Below are 20800 nucleotides of genomic sequence, written 5' to 3'. Positions count from 1 at the left end.
ATGGTATACATATTCAATATACATTGTTTTTATAACGAACTCTACTTCTATCCATTCCTTTAGGAGAGATAAAGTGAAACTTTAATCAGTGGGTATTTTCTTCATCCTCCACTGACTATTAGCCTTCACCAATTGGGCGTTTACTGCCCGCAAATAGCGGGATTAAAAAATAAAAATTCATATGCATGTTTTTTTGTTACAATAAAGGAAAGTTACTTTTAGCAACGGTTTAACTCTCAGGAAAAATGATATATCTAGCAAAAACATAGTTTGGTCTATATAATGCAACTTCTACCTATTAAAAGAACATGCGCCCTTTTACATACAACATCATTTTTCTAAATTATACAGGGGGGAACGAACATGACCATTGAAAATCAATTTATACAAAAAGTTTACTATAAAACATTTTTAACAGAAGAAACTTCTATTCCAGTATCGGAAGTACTCGGTGAAGCCTATATAAATGAATCCCAAAATGAATTCTCCAACATTTCTAATATCCGCTTTGCTCAAGGTGAATTTTATTACCAAAATAAAGACTTTGAAGCGGCCATATTTAAGTGGGAAAAAGTAAATAACGACCTTGCGCTTTGGGCAACCAAAAATATTGCAGATGCTTATTTTGAACTAGGGTTCTTACCAAAAGCGGAAGAAATGTATCAATCTATTCAAACAGAAGATACAACTCTTACGATGGAAGTTTCCTTACAACTCCTTTCTCTTTATATCGAACAAGATCGTTTAGGACTAGCGTTTAAAACCATTAGTGAGGCTGTTGCATTTCAACCTGACTATCCAAATATTACTGCAATTGCTCGCTCTTTCTATGAAAAACAAGAAGATTGGAATAACGCTATCGAACTTGCAGTTCAAGAAGGAATTCGAACAAACTCATTACACTGGTTCGATACTTTAATCAATTATGTGAACCAAGGATTTACTAAACAAATTAAACCAGAATATTTCTATGAATCTTTAAAAGCTTTATATACAATTGATCAAGTACAATTTAAAGAACTTGTTATTGCTCTTTGGAATAGCTATCAAGATGACACATTGTATCTACCTTGGATTCAAACGATAAATCACTTATTCTTACATATTGAAACAGATAATAATGATGATTGGTATGAAATCTCTTCTCGCTATCAAGAGACTTACTTTGCATTAATTACTGGTGAACATTTTATGCATGAATTACAAGGACTTGTACCTGATTTATTAACAAATTGGTTTAGTTTAATGAAAACAAAAGATTCTCTAATTGTCTCTGCCGCAGTGTTAGCATGGAATGAAGTATCACCTACAACTTTAGAATCATTACTCGTAAAAAGTGCTGGTGCCTTACTTTCTAATTCATCAACTGAAGCAAATGTAAATATGGAAACTGTTTCTCATTTATTCGAAACAATTGCTGTGTGGGCCGAGAAAAATGATGTAGATTTAAGCCATCAATTTACGCTACTCGTCCATGAACTATGCGATTTAAATGTTACACAACTACTAATAGCGGGAACTAGTGACCATGATAAAGCGTCATTCGTCAACTCCATCTTAGGAGAGAACATCTTAACTGAGACTTTAACAACTCCTATTTTATTTAAAGACGATAGCCAAACTGAAATAACAGAATTCAATGAGTTAGATGTACGAAATATACCGAACTTTGATGAATTACATCAAATAATGGCTACATCTTCCCAGTTAGAACTTGAGAAAAAATGTATAGAAATTAAGCTACCAAGTAGATTTTTAAGAAAAAATAAGTTTGCATTTCTTGTTACACCATCTATTCAGGGACAATTGGATAAAAATAGCCCATATTTTGAATACTTACAAGCAGCAGACAGCCTCCTTTACGTATTAAATTCCGCTTCCCCATTACATGGTGAAGAACTTGATACATTACTTTATTTACGTGAACAGGTGCCAAACTTAAAAATTCATTTCGTATTACACACAAATAATGCGACTACTAATGAAAAACTAATTAGTAAACTTAAAGTTCATTTCCCAAATGCACAATTCTTCCCATACTCTCCTTCACAAGAGAGTAGCCAGCAACTTGGGGATGTAACAGAGTCCGTTCTCTCTAATCTCGCAGAACGCAACATGGAGCAAGAACGTATAGAAAAACTAATATGGTTTACTCAAAAAACAATCGCATACCTTGTGAATGAGCGTGTAGAATTAGAAAATACATTAGTGAAAGCAGTACGCTGGAATAAACATATCTCAGTAAAACTTAATGGATTTATTAACAATCTTACTGCTCTTGAAAAAGACAAAATTCGTTCGATTACAGACTCTTATCTATTAACGAAAGAAGAAATTACACGAGATATACATTCTCAAATCCCTGAATTATTACAGAGTTGCTCTGACCTTGTTCAAGAAGATAGTGATTTTAAATTAGTTCATGAAGAATTAAATACTGCAATGAACGAACGAATTCAAAAACATGTACAACAAGTACTTCTTCCTAAATTTACTGGGTCTATTCAAGAGTGGATTGAAACAGCTCATAATGAATTTATTCAAGCACAAGCTTATTTAGATGAAATGAGTGAAACTTTCAATAAACTCTATAAAGAAGAACGTATGAAACTTCCTTGTGATTTCAAATTATTAGATGATTGGAATCGAGATGTTGTACGAATGACGAATCGAATTACAGTAACAAACATCAATATTTTATTACGCTTTACACCGACACAATTTTTCTTAAAAAGTGCTGGAAAACTATTTGGTAATATGCAGAAAAACCAATCTATGCTAGCCAACAAATATAAACAATATATTGAAACGGAAGACTATACAGAAATTGCTCAAGCAATCTCAAAACAATTCTTCCTTCAATTTGAAGTATTTGAAGGGGCATTAGAACGCGATATCATGATGTTCTTTAAAGATCCACTTAGTATATTGAAACAAAATGTAGAAACTGCTCAATTTGAGATACAGGAAGATGAACAAACATTAGCAACGCTAAGAAGCAATCCAGAAACATATCATGATCCTTTAGCGTTATTTAAACTACAATTGCTACAACATAAATTCGTTTTAAGTACTACTAAGAAACATGAAGACATCTTTGTATCTAATGAATCTCCTACTGTTTAACAGAAAAAACCAAGCAAACTGCAATTTGCTTGGTTTTTTACTTTAATTTATTATTTTCATATGTTCAAATGGATAATAGATAGCTGCTAACTTTCCTAATACATCCTCTCTATCAATAAGCCCTAAACCATTTCTACTATCTCTGCTTATTAAGCGATTATCTCCCATAACAAAAATCTTGTTTTTAGGAACCGTAATCGGTCCAAAGTCCTCTGTTAAATTCATAAGTTTTTTTTCCGCTTGTTTTTTATTACTATGCAAATACTCTTCATTTTTCACTTCATGATTCACATATAATTGATCGTTTCTCATCTCAATTATATCACCAGGTAAGCCAATCACTCTTTTCACATAAAAATTATCTGTCTTCACAACAATAATGTCTTCTCTTTCATAGCTTTCAAATTGTTTTGCTAACTTATTAACAATCACCTTATCCCCATCTTGTAACGTTGGCCTCATAGATGCTCCTTTTACAGTCGTAGGAAAAAACACGAAAATTTTCGCCAAAAACATCAATAAACATGCAATTGCAATTGTTCCAAAGAATTCACGCCAACGTTTTTTCTTTTGCATCATTCCACCATCTCATCATCTTTTTACTTTTATTATAAGTACTTCAGTCAGTTACTTTCCACAATATTCTGAATTGGATAATCTCAATATTACAAACTTCAAAATAATAATATTCAAAAATATATTATTTTGATATACTATAATTTGCATTTATTCTATTTTTATTTACTTAGGAGGACTTTTTCTATGAAGGTTATGCTTAAAAATGAAAATACAGGCCAAATTAAACAAGCAAAAATTGGTTTTAGTTGGACTGTATTTTTCTTTGGTTTTTTCCCTGCTATATTCCGTGGAGACTGGAAATGGTTTCTAATCATTTTAGTCGCTGGCATGTTTACATTCGGATTCTCTAACCTAGTATTCTGCTTCATTTACAACAAACTTTACATCAATGATTTATTATCTAAAGGTTATAAAGCAGCTGATGAATATAGCCTTTCTGCTCTACAACAAAAAAATATAGTAGCATAGTTATAAAAAAAGATACTCTCAAAATAGTCAATCTACTATTTTTGAGAGTATCTTTTTATAATCCTACATATACAATACACATTTGAGCCGCAACATATGTAAACCAAATCCAAAGTGGTTCATACTTCAGTTTGCGTCCACCAATATCTGTCACACCAATAATAAAATCTGAAATCACAAACAATAAACCACCAAACGCTGGTGCCCACCATATTCCTGAATTCTCGTAATATAAGGCGAATGCGAAGCAAGCCATTCCCCCAACCCACAATCCGTAAATTAGGGCTCCGATCGTAAACAACTTATCCTGTTTTTCATTTCGGATGAAAAAGAACCACCCTATAATTAGAAAAAGTCCGTATACGAGTAAACCAATCCAAAAGCCATTCCATGAAATTCCTGTTTGCAAAAATGCTTTTACATAAAAACAATGAGCAAGAGCGAAAGTAACCATCCCTCCAATTAATCGGTGACCAATTGGAATCAATCCTGCCATAAACAAATCTCCAACAGTTGATAAGGTCATACCAATTGCAACCCACGTGCTATATTCTGCCGACGGATCTTGTAACCATATCCAAATTGCACTACCTGTTAAAGAAAAACTAAGAATAAGACGAATCGCTAGAGGCAACGGCATATTGTCTCTCGTTCTTTTTGTCTGCCGTATTGCATAAATCGCTCCCATGAAAAAGAGAATGATTTGCCCGATTAACACCATGTACAGTACATTCATAACATGTTCTCCTCAATAAATGCTTTATTATATCTTTTTTCGTTATATATAGTCTGTTTTCCTTTTTCTATATAAAAAAAGAAGAACAGTACCGTTCTTCCATTGTAATCGCTTTTCTATTCTCTACGCTACTTATTTTTCTTGCTCTCTTTTCTGCTTAGCTGGAGTACGATTTACCACAATAATTCCTGCTGCTACACACGCTAAACCGAATAATACAAACGAATGAATCGCTTCTCCTAAAATCATACTTGATAAGAACACACCAAATACAGGTATAAAGAACATATACATGGATACTTTTCCAATCTTATTGTACTTCATAATTGTATTCCAAATACAAAAACCGCCCGCTGACAAGAAAGACAAATAGATCAGCATCAGTATTGCATGTAGACTAAATGTAAATGGCATCACACCTACTTGAAATGCCCCTATACACAACAATCCTATTGATCCAAAAATCATTTGGTATGCTGTCATATATCCAACATCTAATGTTTTACTACCTTCTTTCGCCAATATATTCCCATATGAATACAGCATCGCTGCACTAAGAAGTAATAAGCTACCGATTCCAAAATGGAATGATAAACTCCCATCACTCGGTACATTTACTAAAATGACACCACAAAAGCCGATAGAAACCCCAATTATTTTTCTTATATTAAGAGCATCATCTTTATATAAAAAGTGCGCGAGTAAAATTTGAAAGAATGATGATGTTCCTGAAATAATAGCTCCTTCAATTCCTGAACTATAACTCATTCCAATATAAAAACATATATATTGGAGAAACGTTTGAAATAAACCGATTTGTAGTAACTGTTTCCCCGTTCCCTTTTTGAAGTGTATATCTTTTCCTAAGACTTTAAAAAAGAATAATAGCATTACACCCGCTAAGAAAAATCGATAGCCAGCAAATAATATTTGTTCTCCGACTTCTTGTGGCTGAATTCCTAGTTCAACATAACTTAACTTAATAAAGGGAAAGGCACTTCCCCATAAAAATGTTGCTACTATCGCAGCAATAAACACGCCAATCGGATGGGTAAAAAACTTCTCTGTCTTCACTTATTGTCTTCCTTCCCGATCTTTTTATGAACAATATTCATATATACCAAAGGAACTGTGAAAACACAAGTTTTCAGTTTATACTTGAAACAAAAACATGTCATCTCTCAAAAATATATGCTATACTATAGAATAATTACAATATAATAACTGTTAAAATCAGATTCAACAGAAATGCTGCTATCCATTAATGGATGGCAGCTTTCGTCGTTTTATAGGGGTTTCGATTTTGATTATTTTTCTCAATAAGAATTTGAAAGGGGCGAGTAATGATGAATTCGGAAGTAAAAACATTACCATCAAAACAAAACGTACCTACTCCATCTTGGATTCAAACACTAAAAAAGCACTATGAACTTATATTTGCAATCGTATCTGGTATTTTCATTTTAGCTGGCTGGTTACTCACAAAGAACGATGCAATACATATAGGTATTGCTTGCTATATCCTTGCTTATGTAGTTGGAGGCTTTGCAAAAGCAAAAGAGGGTATTGAAGACACAATCGAAGAGAAAGAGCTAAACGTTGAAATGCTCATGCTCTTTGCAGCTATCGGTGCTGCAGTAATTGGCTACTGGGCAGAAGGAGCTATTTTAATCTTCATCTTTGCACTAAGCGGTGCAATGGAATCTTATACGTTAAGTAAAAGTCAAAAAGAAATTTCAGCGCTTCTTGATTTACAACCTGAAGAAGCATTACGTATATCAAATGGAATTGAGAAACGCGTTCCTGTTGGACAATTACAAATTAACGATATTATTTTAATTAAGCCCGGTGAGCGTGTTCCTGCTGATGGCACAATTCATAATGGTGAAACAAATATCGATGAAGCAGCTATCACTGGGGAGCCTATTCCAAATGAAAAAAAACATGGTGATGAAGTATTTGCCGGAACTGTAAATTTACGTGGTGCTATTGAAGTTATAATTACGAAGCCGAGCGATCAAACACTATTTCAAAAGATTATTCGTCTCGTTCAAAGTGCCCAAAGCGAAAAATCACCATCACAACTATTCATCGAAAAGTTTGAAGGAACATATGTAAAAGGAGTACTAATCGTTGTCGCGCTTATGATGTTCGTTCCACATTTCTTACTGGATTGGAGTTGGAATGAAACGTTTTATCGCGCTATGATTTTACTTGTAGTCGCTTCTCCTTGTGCATTAGTTGCAGCGATTACGCCAGCAACTTTATCAGCAATTTCAAACGGAGCGAGAAACGGTATTCTCTTTAAAGGTGGTATTCATTTAGAACGACTAGCTTCAGTAAAGGCGATTGCCTTTGATAAAACAGGAACATTAACACAAGGAAAACCTACTGTAACAGATGTATATGTTCGAGAAAATATAACAGAAAAAGAAGTGCTTTCTATTACAGCATCAATTGAAAGTCACTCTACACATCCTTTAGCTACAGTCATTGTGAACTATGCACAGCATACGTATGACATTACATTAATAAAACCAGAAAATGTTGAAGATGTAACTGGTTTTGGGCTAAAAGGAATATTCGAAAACAAAGCTTATAAAATAGGGAAAGCTAATTTTATCGGTGAAGAAGCAAAGACATTTCATGATGGTATTGCTGCCTCGCTTGAAAAAGAAGGTAAAACTGTCGTTTATATTAGTGATGAAGAGAGCATTCTTGGACTTATCGCTTTAAAAGATACGCTTCGCCAAGAAACAATAGCTGCCATTCGTGATTTACAAAGTATTGGTGTTGAAGCTATTATGATTACCGGTGATAATGAGGAAACAGCAAAAGCAATTGCCTCTGAAAGTAATATAAAGGAATATTATGCATCATGCTTGCCAGAAACAAAAGTTGAAACGATTAAAAAGTTAAAAGAGAAATACGGTACAGTAGCAATGGTAGGAGACGGTATAAATGACGCTCCTGCACTCGCTACCGCTAGCATTGGTGTGGCAATGGGCGAAGGAACAGACGTAGCATTAGAGACTGCAGACGTTGTTCTTATGAAAAACGAATTATCTCGTCTCTCTCAAGCAATCCGTTTATCAAAGCGAATGAATCGTATCGTGAAGCAAAATGTAATCTTTTCGCTAGCTGTAATTGCGATGCTCATTTGCTCGAATTTCTTACAATTTTTAGCTCTTCCACTCGGCGTTATTGGGCATGAAGGAAGTACGATTCTTGTCATTTTAAATGGCTTACGATTATTAAAAGGAAACAAATAAAAACGGGTCCCTCATAGAGGACCCGTTTTATTTAATGGTAGCTATTATGACCGTTCGCACTGCTGCTTGTTTTATGCTTTGGATGCGAACTGCTCTTTTGTTTATTGTTATTTTTATTGTTGTGGTTCTTTTTATTATTACTCATGAAATATCCCCCCTGTTCCCTTTTATTATGGAACAAGAGCTCATTTTTAATTACGGGAATTATTGTCACCCGTTCTATAATGATAGAGTAAACCATTAATTTCGCCGCCAAGTAAAATGACCCACCCAGTTAAATAAAACCATAACATTAAAACAATGATACCACCGAGACCACCATATGTATTGGCGTAATTCGCAAATTTATCTACATAAAAAGCAAATGAGTACGATACCACAATCCATCCTACAGTAGCAAATAATGCTCCTGAAATGACTTCTCTTCTTTTTAACTTTCGATCTGGTGCAAACGTATATAAAAAACTAAACAACGCAAATAGCACAAAGAAACTCGCTACTAATCGAGCGATACTCCACACGTAAGAAAAACTATCCGATAAACCGATTATTTTAAACACTGCTGCCCCAATCACTTGCCCAAATACCGGGACAATTAGTGCAAATACAATCATAAAAATAATAGCCAATGTAAACACAATTGATAAAGCTCTTGTTTTAATAAAAGAACGTGTTTCTGTTACATCATACGCACGGTTAAAAGCATTCATAACCGCATTTACCCCATTTGAAGCAAACCATAGCATCGATAGTAAACCAAATGATAACAAACCACCATTTTGCTCATTTACAACTTTATCTACGTTCACTTCAATTAAGTTCATCGCATCTTCCGGTACGTACGGTTCTAATAAATTGAGCACACTTTCTGTTTGAAGGTCAATGAATCCAAGAAGCGTAATTAAGAAAACAAGCCCAGGAAAAATCGCAAGCAAGAAGAAATAAGCGAGCTGTGCTGCCAAGCCCGCTACATCATCGCGCATCGTCCGGTCATACAAATCTTTACCAAACGAATAAGTACGATGTCTCCTCACCTTTTCGAAAATTTTTCTCATATATATTTAAACGCTTTTCTTCTCTTCTTTATCTTGCTTTAACTCAATGTACGCTTCTGTTTTTTTTTCCTCTACATTTGAGTCTTTCATAAATAATTCACGTGCTTCTTTCATACCGCCATCTTCAGCAACTACTGGCTCTTCCTCTGCTTTAAGCTCATCTACTTTTGGAGATACAGCTTGAATTTCAATCGTTTCTGGTTTTTCTTCTCGCTCAACCTTTTTCTTACTAAAAATTTCTTTCGTTTCTTTTAACGTCTCTACAACAGACGGCGTCAATTTTTTGATTTCTGCTACTTTTGCTTTTACTACATTGAAGTCAGCAAGTTCGCGTCCTTTATCTGTAACAGTTTGCACTTTTTCTTTAATTTTTGCATTTTCACCAATTTCAATCATCTTTGTTTTTGCTTTTTCCGCTGTATTTTTTACTTTTTCACGGTTTTCTTTCTTCAACATTGATACAGCTACACCTGCAGCTACACCAATCGCAATGTTTCGAGCAATATTATTTTTCTTTGCCATATTCCTTCACCCTTTCATTTCTTATGTTAGAAAGTATTTCTTTCTAAGCTTCCTCATATTCCTTGTTCATTTCGAATGAAAGCTAATAGCTTTACACACCCTTCTGTTACAAGGTCATACACCTCTTGAAAGTTCCCTGTATAGTAAGGGTCAGGAACGTCTGCCCAGCCACCGTCTGGAACAAAATCGGACAGCCTACCAATATAGCCTCCAGTTTTACCTAAACTTTTTAAATCTGCTATATTCTTGTTGTCCATGGCAATAATATAATCAAACTTTGTTAAGTCTTCTTTTTCTACTTGCCTTGCTTTAATTCCTTCAAAAATGACGTCATTTTCTTTTAAAATTTTTTGTGTTCCTTTATGTGGTGGATGACCAATATGCCAATCTCCAGTTCCTGCAGAATCAATGACAATTTTCTCTTCGAGTCCCTCTTTTACGACAAGGTTTCGAAAAATCGCTTCTGCCATTGGAGAACGGCAAATGTTCCCAAGACAAACAAACAATACTTGAACCATATTTTTGTTTCTTCCCTTCTGGGTGTATTTCTATATATACACTTATAGTATAAACAACCAATTATTAATTATAAAGGAAATCCCTACTAATTTAATAGGATTGAAAAGTTTCATTAACGAAAATGATAAAAAAATGTTAAGATATCCTTATGTTATTTTAAAGGGGGACACTTCGGTGGATTTATCCGTAAAGTCAGAAGAAAACGTTGAATATATGGTCGAAGCTATTAAAGAAAAATTACGTATGGTTAATGCTGGAGCGATGAGAGCTGCTAGCTTTAATGAGGAAATGTACGAAGATTTACGTGACATTTATGATCATGTTATGAAGCGTGAAACATTCAGCATTAGTGAAATGCAAGCTATTACAGAAGAATTAGGTACATTAATTAAAAAATAGCAAAGAGCCTCATAACTAGAGGCTCTTTTTAATTTCAACAAATTCATGACAAATTTACTCTTTTCTTCCAGCTAATTTAAAATGCTGTACAATAGAAGTAGAACCTCATCTTAGATTTTTTCTCCATACATACTACTCACAAATAATAGCAACACTACCATTGCTAACTGTTTTTACTGGAGGTGCTTACTTATGAGCAATTGGTACAGTAAGACGAAAGATCAAATATTAACAGATTTTAAAACAAATGAGCAAAATGGCTTAACAGCCGAAAGTGTAAATGAGCGTGTAAAACAGTATGGGCCAAATGAATTGACTGCAAAACAAAAACGTACTTTATGGCAGCGGATTTTTGCCCAAGTTAATGACGTCCTCGTATACGTTCTTCTTATAGCTGCACTTATTTCTGCCTTTGTAGGTGAATGGGCGGATGCAAGTATTATCGCGCTCGTTGTCATATTAAATGCAGTTATTGGTGTAATCCAAGAATCCAAGGCTGAGCAAGCTTTAGAAGCATTAAAGAAAATGTCAACGCCTAAAGCTATCGTAAAACGAGACGGTGAGCTAAAAGAAATTCCATCTGAACAAGTCGTTCCAGGTGATATTGTCATGCTCGATGCAGGACGTTATATCCCATGTGATTTGCGACTTATCGAAACGGCAAATTTAAAAGTTGAAGAATCTGCTCTCACTGGTGAGTCTGTCCCTGTTGATAAGGATGCACTTTACCATCCTTCTATACAAACTGATGAACAAGTACCACTGGGTGATCAAAAAAATATGGCCTTCATGTCGACGCTTGTAACATATGGACGGGGCGTTGGCGTTGCTGTTGAAACTGGAATGCACTCACAAATTGGTAAGATTGCTACCCTTTTACATGAAGCAGACGATGATATGACACCACTTCAAAAGAGCTTAGCACAAGTCGGGAAATATTTAGGTTTCGTCGCTGTTGCTATTTGTATCATTATGTTTCTCATCGGTTTTTTACAAGGGCGAGATACGTTAGAAATGTTTATGACTGCTATTAGTTTAGCTGTTGCAGCCATTCCAGAAGGCTTGCCAGCTATCGTTTCCATCGTTCTTGCAATTAGTGTGCAGCGTATGATTAAACAAAACGTTATCGTTCGGAAACTACCGGCTGTAGAAGCTCTCGGTTCTGTCACAATTATTTGTTCAGATAAAACAGGTACGTTAACGCAAAATAAAATGACCGTTACTCACTTTTATAGTGATAACACATACGACAACTTAGAAAATTTAAATGTGAATAATGATGCACAACGTCTGTTGTTAGAAAATATGGTGCTATGTAACGATGCGTCTTATAGTAGCGAATCCCAAACCGGGGACCCTACTGAAATTGCCCTTCTCGTTGCTGGAAGCACTTTTAACATGCAAAAAGAGGATTTAGAAAAGAAACACGAACGTGTTAATGAGGTACCTTTTGATTCAGATCGTAAAATGATGTCAACAGTGCATACATACGATGAAAGCTACTATAGCATGACGAAAGGCGCTATTGATAAACTCTTACCTCGATGTACCCACATTTTAAAAAATGGAAAAATCGAGGTCCTAACAGATTCTAATAAAAATCAAATATTAGACGCTGCCGGTTCAATGTCACAAGAAGCTTTAAGAGTACTTTCATTCGCATTTAAACAATACAATTCAAACGATGTGGATATAAATCATCTCGAAGAAAACCTCATCTTTATTGGTCTTGTCGGTATGATTGATCCACCACGTACAGAAGTAAAAGATTCTATTACAGAATGTAAAAAAGCTGGCATTCGTACAGTCATGATTACTGGTGATCATAAAGACACCGCATTTGCAATCGCAAAAGAACTTGGGATTGCTGAAGAAAAATCTGAAATTATGATTGGAACTGAATTAGATACCATTTCAGATACAGAACTAGCAAGTAAAATTAATCAGTTAAATGTCTTTGCAAGGGTCTCTCCCGAACATAAAGTGAAGATTGTAAAAGCATTACGCGACAAAGGTAACATTGTTTCCATGACTGGTGACGGCGTAAATGATGCTCCATCTTTAAAGCAAGCAGATGTTGGAGTAGCTATGGGCATTACAGGAACAGATGTAGCAAAGGGCGCCGCAGATGTGGTTTTAACAGATGATAACTTCTCATCTATCGTTAAAGCGGTTGAAGAAGGAAGAAACATTTATCGTAATATTAAAAAGTCGATTCTCTTCCTACTTTCTTGTAACTTCGGAGAAATTATAGCTCTCTTTTCAGCCATTTTACTCGGCTGGGCAACACCGTTACGTCCAATCCACATTTTGTGGGTCAATTTAATTACCGACACACTTCCTGCACTATCACTCGGTGTCGACCCTGAAGATTCAGATGTGATGAAAGAAAAGCCACGACGTGCGAAAGAAAGCCTATTTAACGGTAGCGTCCCTTTTCTCATTTTCAATGGGGTTGTCATTGGACTTTTAACGTTAGCAGCCTTTATCATCGGGGCCAAACTCTATTCCGGAGATACAAACCTATTTCCACTTTTCCCCGAGCAAATTGATGAAGATGCCCTATTACATGCTCAAACGATGGCATTTGTCGTTCTTAGTTTTTCTCAGCTCGTTCATTCATTTAACTTGCGTTCAAGAACGAAATCCATTTTTTCAATTGGGATATTTACAAATAAATACTTAGTCTTCTCACTTCTTATCGGTATTCTTATGCAAGTTTGTATCATCTCCATCCCACCTCTTGCAAATATATTTGGTGTACACGCATTAACAATGCGAGATTGGGGATTTGTTCTCTTATTAAGTATCGTTCCGCTTGTTGTGAATGAAATCATTAAATTAGTTAAGAGAAACTAAAAGGCAATGAGGACTAGTCCTCATTGCCTTTTCACTTTATCCGTGCAATTCTTTTTTGATGTTCTCTGTTAATGTAGCCATACGTTTGCGGCTTTCTTCACGCTCACGTTTATTTTGCTCTTCAATTTGTTGTGTTTCTTGCATACCTCTTGAAATAATGTTCCAAGTTTCCTCAAGTGTTTCCATCTTAATACTAGAAGAACCTGATAATCTCGCTACTTCCACACTTTGAGTCGCGATATTTTGTGCATTTTTCTTAAGTAATTCATTTGTACGACGATCAAGTTCAGCCATAGAGTCTGCAACAAGCTTTTGACGCTTCGCATTCACCGCTTGAATGATACCATTTTTAAAGATAGGAATCGTTGTGATAAATGCTGTATTGATCTTACCAATTAATTTATTATTACCACGTTGAACCATACGAATTTGTGGTGCTGTAAGCAGCGCAACCATACGTGCTTTTTCTAAATCATCAATACGTTGTTCTAAAATTTCAACAGAGTTTTTAAGCGATTCTAATTCAATACCAGCTAATTGGTCATTATTACGTACGCGCTCTTCATACATCGGCACTAACTCTGTATTTAAACGCTCTAATAACATTTCCCCTGCTACTACGTATTTTTCTAAATCTAAATAATACTTTAAGTTTTGCTCATACAGGCCATCTAACGTACCAATTGATTTTTTCATTTCATCTTGATACTTCGTAATTTCCACGTATACTTTATCCATTTCGCGGCCCATCGTTTGATATTTACTAAAGATTTGTTCAATCATTTTATCTGCTTTTTTGAACATGCGAGAGAAGAAACCACTTTTCTCTTCCGCAAAGTCCTTGCTATCAAATCTGTCCATAATTTTACCAAGCTGTTTTAATAATTCACCAGAGTCTTCTATTTTTGATAAAGACATTGTATGTAAAATTTGATCAGCGAAACGTGAAATTTCCATAGATGGTTCTTTTCCAAGTTCGATTAATTCTAATTGATCTTTAATATCTACCGCATTATAAATACGTTGCACTTCCGCATCTTGTCTAAGTTGTAAACGAACATCTTGTGCCGTTTGCTCATTTAATTCTGTTTTCGGATCTAGTATGACTGGGTTATTCATATGGTATTCTCCCTTTCCTTATAAGAATGGACGAAATAGTCCTTTTATTGTTTGTGATAAATTTTTATAGGCTGATGAACCATGAAACTCAAGATCGAAATTAACTTCTTCAAGCCAGTGTGAATCAAATGCTCCTGCTTCAATATACGGTTCAATATCGTTTCTTCCCGTTGGATTGAAATGGAATACATCTACTCCAATTTGATTTAAAAATAGTAATAAAACAGCATCAGAACGAGTTAATTCTCCGCTCTTCTCATTATTAAATATAACAATTTTTGGTACGTCTTGTGAATAATCAAATTTCTCAAGTTGTTCTAAAATATTAGGTGGTATTTGAGAGAGCTGTGCGAAAACATATAGTGCTACCTCTTGTTTCGTCTCTTTCCCAATTGGTTTACACATTTCACTTTCACACGTATGAATGATTGCCTCTGCAATACCATGCTGCAATCCTTCTGGTAAACGCTTATGTGGCCACCAATGACTATTCATAATTAAATCAGGGTGTAATTTTCCAGCTCGATCTAACGCATCTCGATAATGGTATTGGAAATTCGCTTTTTGTTCTTTCGTAAACGGAAATGTATTAATTAATAAACTGTTATCAAATGATGTAACAGCCTTTAATCGTTGAAAATACTCTTTATCATTCTTTGACACACCTGATATTTTTGCAAATAAAGAAGGAATATAAATATGCTTATTTTCCACAAAGAATGTTGGACGTACAAATGCCTTTTCTTTCGTAATCAAAAAGAGTTCATCGTACGTTGTTTTGAGCGTACGAGCTACAGGTGTATACGAACGGAATTGCCACGGTTTGTATAATAGTGAATTATCGTGGTGAAGTACTTGCTCAATTTCCTTTGAAGCTTGATACGCTACTGTTGCGACGCGTTCACGCCGGCGGTCAGGAAATGGCTCCAATGAAATACGGCTTTGGTGAGATACGACAAAAGTCCTGCCTTCCTCATCCACACTCTCAAATCCATCTTTTCCTTCTGGATGATAATAAAGTACATCGCAACCGAGCATAATAAGAAAGTATAAGAAATATATACGACTCTCTGTCGCATCACCGTACCAAACGATACGCGGCATTTGTTTCTTATAATTAATTGTAGAGAACCACTTCGCTACGTAATTTTCACTTAATTTAATCATATCGATTAAGAAACGACGAAATCCTTCTGTTTTTAATGATTGATTATGTTGTTTCTCATACAATTTCAATACAGAAATAAACGTTGCATGTATGTAATGTTGTAAGTCAGGATTGTCTACTTTCGGTAAAAGTTGTTTCCCAGATAAATGTGCTACCAGTCTATTTACCGTCAAACCATTCGCTGCTCCTTGATGTAATCCAAACACTTCTTGAATATGACGAAGCTTCTCAGAATCAATCACTTTATTTAAATTTTGTTCGTGCAAAACTTCGATTCCTTTCGCTTCACTGTAATCAAATAGATCATTGAAATATTCATCTACATCATTAGGAACACCAAGAATACGACATGCTATATGACTAAATTTCATCTCATTCTCTGTCAGCTCATATTGTGGGCGTTTTTCTAAAAGCGTTTCAAGTTGCTTTAAATCTGATTCATCTTTTAATGCATATGGTTGAAGTGTAAAACGTGAAAACACAACAGTTCACCTCCAAAAACATTTACGGTTTTTCTAAGACCTTCTTCTATTATAAACTATTTTTAGTTATAAAAAATGGGCGCTCGCAAAACGAGCAAACCCATTTCAATTATTTATGATTATTTTTAGTAGCTGCAACTTCTTCTTTAGCTTGTCCAGAATTCTTCATGTAGTGAATTATAAATGTTACTCCAAATGCTACAACTAAAATAATAAAGAACACTGTATGACTCATTTCAATATGAATAACAGACAGTAGCATTTTTGCTGCAATAATTAAGATTAAAATATATGCTGTCGTTTCAAGTTCTGGAATACGTTCTAACAATTTTAAGAATACGCCCGCAATACCACGCATCATTAAAATACCAAGCATTCCACCTAATAGTAAAATCCAAACTTCATTTGATACACCAAATGCAGCAAGTACGCTATCTACAGAGAATGCGATATCCATTAATTCAACCATCGCAACTGTTCCCCAGAAGACACCGAACATTCTAAAGAGAATACTATTTTGGTTCATACCATGAGCTTCCTCTTCTTCTCCATTACCTTTTCTTTTATCAATGAAGTATTTAATTGAAAGCCAAGCTAAGTAAAGTGCACCTAACACTTTTACCCATGCTAATTTAATTAAGTACATTCCAATTCCAATCGCGATAAATCGGAATACATACGCTCCAATAAGTCCATAGAATAATGCTTTTTTACGTTTCTCTTCTGGAAGGTGTTTTACCATTACCGCTAATACAAGTGCGTTATCAGCAGATAATAACCCTTCAAGTACAACAAGTGTACCAATTAATCCCCAAGATACTGGATCCTGCAACACTTTAATCCACATGTCCAAGTCGAAAAACTGAGCATACGTATCAAGGATTCCTTGCAAAATACTCATCTTACCTTTATCCCCTATTCTTTGCTAGATTTATAGAAAGGTCAAAAAAAGGAAACGAATATCGTTTCCCTTCTATGCATCCAGGCCATACGCCCTTACAAGCGCACCTAATCCACCTTGGAATCCGCTTCCTACTGCATTAAACTTCCACTGTCCATTATGACGGTATAATTCACAAAAGACAACTGCTGTTTCAATGGAGAAATCTTCCCCTAAATCAAAACGAAGCACTTCTTCGTTTGTTTCTTCATTTGCTAAACGGACGAATGCGTTTGCAACCTGTCCAAAGTTTTGATTACGGCCTTCTCCATCATAAATTGTAACTGTAATAGCAATTTTATGAACATCTGCTGGAACCTTTTTCAAATCTACAACAAGTTGCTCATCATCCCCGTCACCTGCACCTGTACGGTTATCTCCTGTATGTAAAACTGATTCACAAGGAGACTGTAAATTATTATAGAAAATAAAATCAGTTTCCTTCGTACATTTGCCGTTCGCATCTAATAAAAAGGCTGATGCATCTAAATCAAAATCAGATCCACCATCATAAGATTTAATATCCCAGCCAAGACCAATTACCGCTTTGGATAAACCGGGGCTTGTTTTACCTAAATCAATCTTCTGACCTTTTTGTAATTGAATAACCATGTATATTCACCTCTATAATTTAATTTTAAAAAATATATCCATCAGTAAACATATGTTTACTGATGGATATATTAATTTATTACTCTACATCTAATCCAAAGTTATTACATAGAGAACCTAATCCACCTTGGAATCCACTTCCAATTGCATTGAATTTCCATTCACCTGCATGACGGTATAATTCACCTACTACTACCGCTGTTTCAATAGAGAAATCTTCTCCTAAATCATAACGAATTAATTCCGCATTCTTTTCTTCATCTAGAATACGTACGAACGAGTTAGAAACTTGTCCGAAGTTTTGGCTACGTCCTTCTCCATCATAAATTGTAATTGCGAAGCAGATACGTTCGATATGTGCAGGTACATTTTTTAAATCTACTTTAATCGTTTCGTCATCGCCTTCACCGTCACCAGTTCGGTTATCTCCTAAATGCTCTACAGCGCCGTTCGCACCTTTTGGATTATTATAGAAGACGAAATCCTCTGCTCCTGAAACTTTACCATTCGCACCTACTAAGAAGATACTAACATCTAAATCGAAATCGTTTTGTCCATCATAACGATTCGTATCCCAACCAAGCCCTACAAGAGCTTTTGAAAGACCTGGATTCGTTTTTGTTAAGTCTACCTTTTGTCCCTTTTTCAATGAAATTGATGCCATATACAATTCCTCCTCAGTTTATTTTATTGATAACGTGATACAATCTCACTTAAGTTTTTATCTTGTGTGCCTTCTCCAACTGCTGAAAACTTCCATTCACTTCCGTCTCGATACATTTCCCCTGCAATTAGAGTCATTTTGCCAGCATAATTATCTGACAAGTTATAACGTGCTAACTCTTCACCAGTTTGCGGGTTTTGAATACGAATATATGCATTACGAATCATCCCGAAATCTTGACGACGATTTACACAGTCATAAATATTTACAACAAATACTAAACGATTAATACGGCTCGGAACTTTATGTAATTCTACGAAAATTGTTTCGTCGTCACCAGCGCCTTCACCTGTTAAATTATCTCCTGAATGAATAATGCTGCCACAAGTAGAGAGTTTATTACCGAAGTAAACTAGATCATTTTTGTTTAAAAAACGATCTCCTTCTAACATAACAACAGACGCATCACAATCTACATTTGGTTTACTTCCAAATAATGAAGACAGAAACCCACCTGATTGCCCAATTGGATCCCAGCCTAAGCCAACCTGTAGTTTTGCTACTCTTGGTTGTCCTTTCGTTAAATCGATCTTTTGTCCTTTTTCTAAAATAATAGGCATGAAGTTTCTTCCTTTCTACAAAGCATTTTCCAAATCGGAAAATATTGTATTCTTCTCTTATATTGTAGCATTATTTATCTAGTGAGAAAAAGGATAAATTCTAAGTTATATGAAAACATTCATATAACTTACTTATGATGATGTAAGAAGTGGTAAATAGCACCAATCATTCCTGCACAATTGCCGCTTTGCGCAAGTTTAATCTCACAATTACTATAAATCTCTTGATTTAAGTATGTTCCGATCTCTTCCTTCACTTCATTTAAGAAATCATCTCCTCTTTCAGTAATTCCCCCACCAATAATAATCATTTTCGGATTAAAAATATAAGCAAGATTACTAATTCCAATCGCCAAATGTCTAAAGAAAATCTTCACAGCTTGAGCAACACTACTATCACCCTTATCATATAATTCAAAAATTGTTTTACCATCCCACTCCTCTTCGCCTTTATACCTTCGTACAAGATGAATTAATCCCGAAATTGAGGCAACCTCCTCAAAAGTTTTCCCTTCTATTAACATATTCCCCCATTCCCCAGCACTAAACGAATGTCCACGGTATAACTCCCCATTTATAACAATTGCTCCACCAATGCCCGTTCCAAGCGTGAGCATAATAAAATCGCTTTCTCCCCTCCCAGCACCTTTCCATTTCTCACCAAAGGCTGCACAATTAACATCATTTTCAATAGATACAGGGACTTCTAATACTTCTTGTAATCTCTCAACAATAGAAATATTAGCATAATGCGGAATATGATCCACACCTCCCTTTATAGCTCCTTTATCAATATCAACAATTCCCGCTGTACTAATACCAATTCCTGCAATAGTATGTTCAGTCATTAACTTTTTTGATAAATATATAAGCTTTTGAACAATTTGTTCCCCGCCCAAATGAATTTCTGTTGGGACCTTTTTATGCATTAGTACTACCCCTATTTCTGAAACAATTCCATATTTAATTTGCGTACCACCAATATCAAATGCAATATATTCTTTCATCCGTTGCCACTTCCTCTACTGTTATGAGTGTAAATTCTCCATCACTCTACTATTTGTAGGGAATTTACATTAACTCTTTTCTCTCTTTAGAAATACACCACCTTTTTCTATATATAGTTTTTTTTGCATAAAACTCTTTTTCCCATGAAATATTACAAAGGGATGTATTTTAGATGGAACAATAATTTTTTCTTCAGGAGGGAAATAATGCCAAAAATCTTCATTTTAGCATCAACACTTTCTTTATCCTTTTTTAGCGGCTTAAATATTGGTAGTGCTGCAACGGAAAACTTCCAGCTAATAACAAACGCTATTGTACAAAACAGTGATCATTTTGCAGAAGGAAACTCAAAAGATAATAATAAACCTCCAGGAAATGGCGGTTCTCAGGACGATAGTGGTTCTGGTGGCAATGGCTCTGACGGCAGTGGTTCTGGCGGCAACGGTTCTGACGATAGTGGTTCTGATGGCAGCGGCTCTGGTGACAATGGGTCTGGCGGCAACGGCTCTGATGGCAGTGGGTCTGGCGGCAGCGGCTCTGGTGGCAATGGCTCTGGCGGCAACGGTTCTGATGGCAGTGGGTCTGGTGGCAATGGCTCTGGCGGCAACGGTTCTGATGGCAGTGGGTCTGGCGGCAGCGGCTCTGGTGGCAA

The 20800-nt window shown here is 35.4% G+C and carries 18 protein-coding genes and 1 pseudogene; 6 read left to right on the top strand and 13 right to left on the bottom strand.

All coding sequences use genetic code 11. The annotated features are described in order from the left end of the window. Positions 1-363: 363 nt before the first annotated feature. A complete protein-coding gene (locus tag COC96_RS22655) occupies positions 364-3126 on the top strand; it encodes a tetratricopeptide repeat protein (RefSeq protein WP_098769407.1) in 2763 nt (920 codons plus the stop codon). Positions 3127-3168: 42 nt separating this feature from the next. On the opposite strand, the gene lepB is transcribed toward COC96_RS22655, so the two are convergent. Beyond that, positions 3169-3705, bottom strand: coding sequence for a signal peptidase I (gene lepB / locus COC96_RS22650; protein WP_098268538.1), 537 nt, complete (start codon positions 3703-3705; stop codon positions 3169-3171). Between the two features lie 183 nt (positions 3706-3888). Between lepB and COC96_RS22645 the strand changes: the two genes are divergently transcribed. After that, positions 3889-4173, top strand: a complete 285-nt coding sequence (locus COC96_RS22645) for a hypothetical protein (RefSeq protein ID WP_000867041.1) — start codon at positions 3889-3891, stop codon at positions 4171-4173. Between the two features lie 55 nt (positions 4174-4228). Here the strand turns inward: COC96_RS22645 and COC96_RS22640 are convergent, their stop codons facing one another. Both COC96_RS22640 and COC96_RS22635 read right to left on the bottom strand, forming a co-directional pair. Beyond that, a complete protein-coding gene (locus tag COC96_RS22640) occupies positions 4229-4909 on the bottom strand; it encodes a lysoplasmalogenase (RefSeq protein WP_098268539.1) in 681 nt (226 codons plus the stop codon). Between the two features lie 132 nt (positions 4910-5041). Next, a complete protein-coding gene (locus COC96_RS22635; protein ID WP_098268540.1) occupies positions 5042-5983 on the bottom strand; it encodes a DMT family transporter in 942 nt (313 codons plus the stop codon). 272 nt (positions 5984-6255) lie between these two features. Between COC96_RS22635 and COC96_RS22630 the strand changes: the two genes are divergently transcribed. After that, on the top strand, positions 6256-8181 hold the full coding sequence (locus tag COC96_RS22630; protein ID WP_098769429.1) for a heavy metal translocating P-type ATPase: 1926 nt from the start codon (positions 6256-6258) through the stop codon (positions 8179-8181). Positions 8182-8372: 191 nt separating this feature from the next. Here COC96_RS22630 and COC96_RS22620 read toward each other — a convergent pair whose 3' ends face one another. From COC96_RS22620 to COC96_RS22610, 3 genes are read right to left on the bottom strand one after another with little or no spacing between them, the layout of a single operon-like run. Then, positions 8373-9236 (bottom strand): YihY/virulence factor BrkB family protein, encoded by an 864-nt coding sequence (locus COC96_RS22620; protein ID WP_098268542.1) that lies wholly within the window; start codon positions 9234-9236, stop codon positions 8373-8375. A gap of 6 nt (positions 9237-9242) precedes the next feature. Next, complete coding sequence (locus COC96_RS22615) at positions 9243-9758, bottom strand: DUF4075 domain-containing protein (protein ID WP_098268543.1); 516 nt, start codon at positions 9756-9758, stop codon at positions 9243-9245. Between the two features lie 53 nt (positions 9759-9811). After that, the gene (locus tag COC96_RS22610; RefSeq protein ID WP_097903384.1) at positions 9812-10276 is read right to left on the bottom strand and encodes a low molecular weight protein-tyrosine-phosphatase; all 465 of its coding nucleotides are present in this window, start codon (positions 10274-10276) and stop codon (positions 9812-9814) included. A 175-nt stretch (positions 10277-10451) separates the two neighbouring features. Between COC96_RS22610 and COC96_RS22605 the strand changes: the two genes are divergently transcribed. Then, positions 10452-10676 (top strand): DUF1128 domain-containing protein, encoded by a 225-nt coding sequence (locus COC96_RS22605; protein WP_000366196.1) that lies wholly within the window; start codon positions 10452-10454, stop codon positions 10674-10676. Between the two features lie 192 nt (positions 10677-10868). After that, entirely contained in the window at positions 10869-13535 is a 2667-nt protein-coding gene (locus COC96_RS22600; protein ID WP_098769405.1) for a cation-translocating P-type ATPase, read from the top strand. A gap of 36 nt (positions 13536-13571) precedes the next feature. Here COC96_RS22600 and COC96_RS22595 read toward each other — a convergent pair whose 3' ends face one another. The 7 genes from COC96_RS22595 to COC96_RS22565 form a co-directional block, all read right to left on the bottom strand. Next, complete coding sequence (locus tag COC96_RS22595) at positions 13572-14654, bottom strand: toxic anion resistance protein (protein ID WP_098268545.1); 1083 nt, start codon at positions 14652-14654, stop codon at positions 13572-13574. 18 nt (positions 14655-14672) lie between these two features. After that, positions 14673-16304, bottom strand: coding sequence for a YceG family protein (locus COC96_RS22590; RefSeq protein WP_098769403.1), 1632 nt, complete (start codon positions 16302-16304; stop codon positions 14673-14675). Positions 16305-16413: 109 nt separating this feature from the next. Continuing rightward, positions 16414-17205 carry a TerC family protein gene (locus tag COC96_RS22585; RefSeq protein ID WP_098268547.1) on the bottom strand — a complete coding sequence of 264 codons (792 nt, stop codon included), beginning with the start codon at positions 17203-17205 and terminating at the stop codon, positions 16414-16416. Between the two features lie 72 nt (positions 17206-17277). Further along, positions 17278-17856 carry a TerD family protein gene (locus tag COC96_RS22580; RefSeq protein WP_097903380.1) on the bottom strand — a complete coding sequence of 193 codons (579 nt, stop codon included), beginning with the start codon at positions 17854-17856 and terminating at the stop codon, positions 17278-17280. A 79-nt stretch (positions 17857-17935) separates the two neighbouring features. Next, a complete protein-coding gene (locus COC96_RS22575) occupies positions 17936-18520 on the bottom strand; it encodes a TerD family protein (protein ID WP_141436306.1) in 585 nt (194 codons plus the stop codon). 23 nt (positions 18521-18543) lie between these two features. Continuing rightward, positions 18544-19140 carry a TerD family protein gene (locus tag COC96_RS22570; protein WP_098268548.1) on the bottom strand — a complete coding sequence of 199 codons (597 nt, stop codon included), beginning with the start codon at positions 19138-19140 and terminating at the stop codon, positions 18544-18546. Positions 19141-19268: 128 nt separating this feature from the next. Further along, positions 19269-20147: an ROK family protein gene (locus COC96_RS22565; protein ID WP_098268549.1), complete on the bottom strand. Its 879-nt coding sequence runs from the start codon at positions 20145-20147 to the stop codon at positions 19269-19271. A 207-nt stretch (positions 20148-20354) separates the two neighbouring features. Between COC96_RS22565 and COC96_RS22560 the strand changes: the two are divergent. Further along, positions 20355-20800, top strand: a pseudogene (locus COC96_RS22560) (cell wall anchor protein); the annotation flags it as partial.

The organism is Bacillus cereus, assembly GCF_002577405.1.
In the GTDB taxonomy this organism is placed as follows: Bacteria; Bacillota; Bacilli; order Bacillales; family Bacillaceae_G; genus Bacillus_A; species Bacillus_A cereus_AU.
This window is presented reverse-complemented; position numbering and strand designations above follow the sequence as displayed.

Coding starts and splice junctions, on each gene's coding strand:
- COC96_RS22655 (WP_098769407.1), top strand. CDS start 364: ATGACCATTGAAAATCAATTTATACAAAAAGTTTACTATAAAACATTT.
- lepB (WP_098268538.1), bottom strand. CDS start 3,705: ATGATGCAAAAGAAAAAACGTTGGCGTGAATTCTTTGGAACAATTGCA.
- COC96_RS22645 (WP_000867041.1), top strand. CDS start 3,889: ATGAAGGTTATGCTTAAAAATGAAAATACAGGCCAAATTAAACAAGCA.
- COC96_RS22640 (WP_098268539.1), bottom strand. CDS start 4,909: ATGAATGTACTGTACATGGTGTTAATCGGGCAAATCATTCTCTTTTTC.
- COC96_RS22630 (WP_098769429.1), top strand. CDS start 6,256: ATGAATTCGGAAGTAAAAACATTACCATCAAAACAAAACGTACCTACT.
- COC96_RS22620 (WP_098268542.1), bottom strand. CDS start 9,236: ATGAGAAAAATTTTCGAAAAGGTGAGGAGACATCGTACTTATTCGTTT.
- COC96_RS22615 (WP_098268543.1), bottom strand. CDS start 9,758: ATGGCAAAGAAAAATAATATTGCTCGAAACATTGCGATTGGTGTAGCT.
- COC96_RS22610 (WP_097903384.1), bottom strand. CDS start 10,276: ATGGTTCAAGTATTGTTTGTTTGTCTTGGGAACATTTGCCGTTCTCCA.
- COC96_RS22600 (WP_098769405.1), top strand. CDS start 10,869: ATGAGCAATTGGTACAGTAAGACGAAAGATCAAATATTAACAGATTTT.
- COC96_RS22595 (WP_098268545.1), bottom strand. CDS start 14,654: ATGAATAACCCAGTCATACTAGATCCGAAAACAGAATTAAATGAGCAA.
- COC96_RS22585 (WP_098268547.1), bottom strand. CDS start 17,205: ATGAGTATTTTGCAAGGAATCCTTGATACGTATGCTCAGTTTTTCGAC.
- COC96_RS22580 (WP_097903380.1), bottom strand. CDS start 17,856: ATGGTTATTCAATTACAAAAAGGTCAGAAGATTGATTTAGGTAAAACA.
- COC96_RS22575 (WP_141436306.1), bottom strand. CDS start 18,520: ATGGCATCAATTTCATTGAAAAAGGGACAAAAGGTAGACTTAACAAAA.
- COC96_RS22570 (WP_098268548.1), bottom strand. CDS start 19,140: ATGCCTATTATTTTAGAAAAAGGACAAAAGATCGATTTAACGAAAGGA.
- COC96_RS22565 (WP_098268549.1), bottom strand. CDS start 20,147: ATGAAAGAATATATTGCATTTGATATTGGTGGTACGCAAATTAAATAT.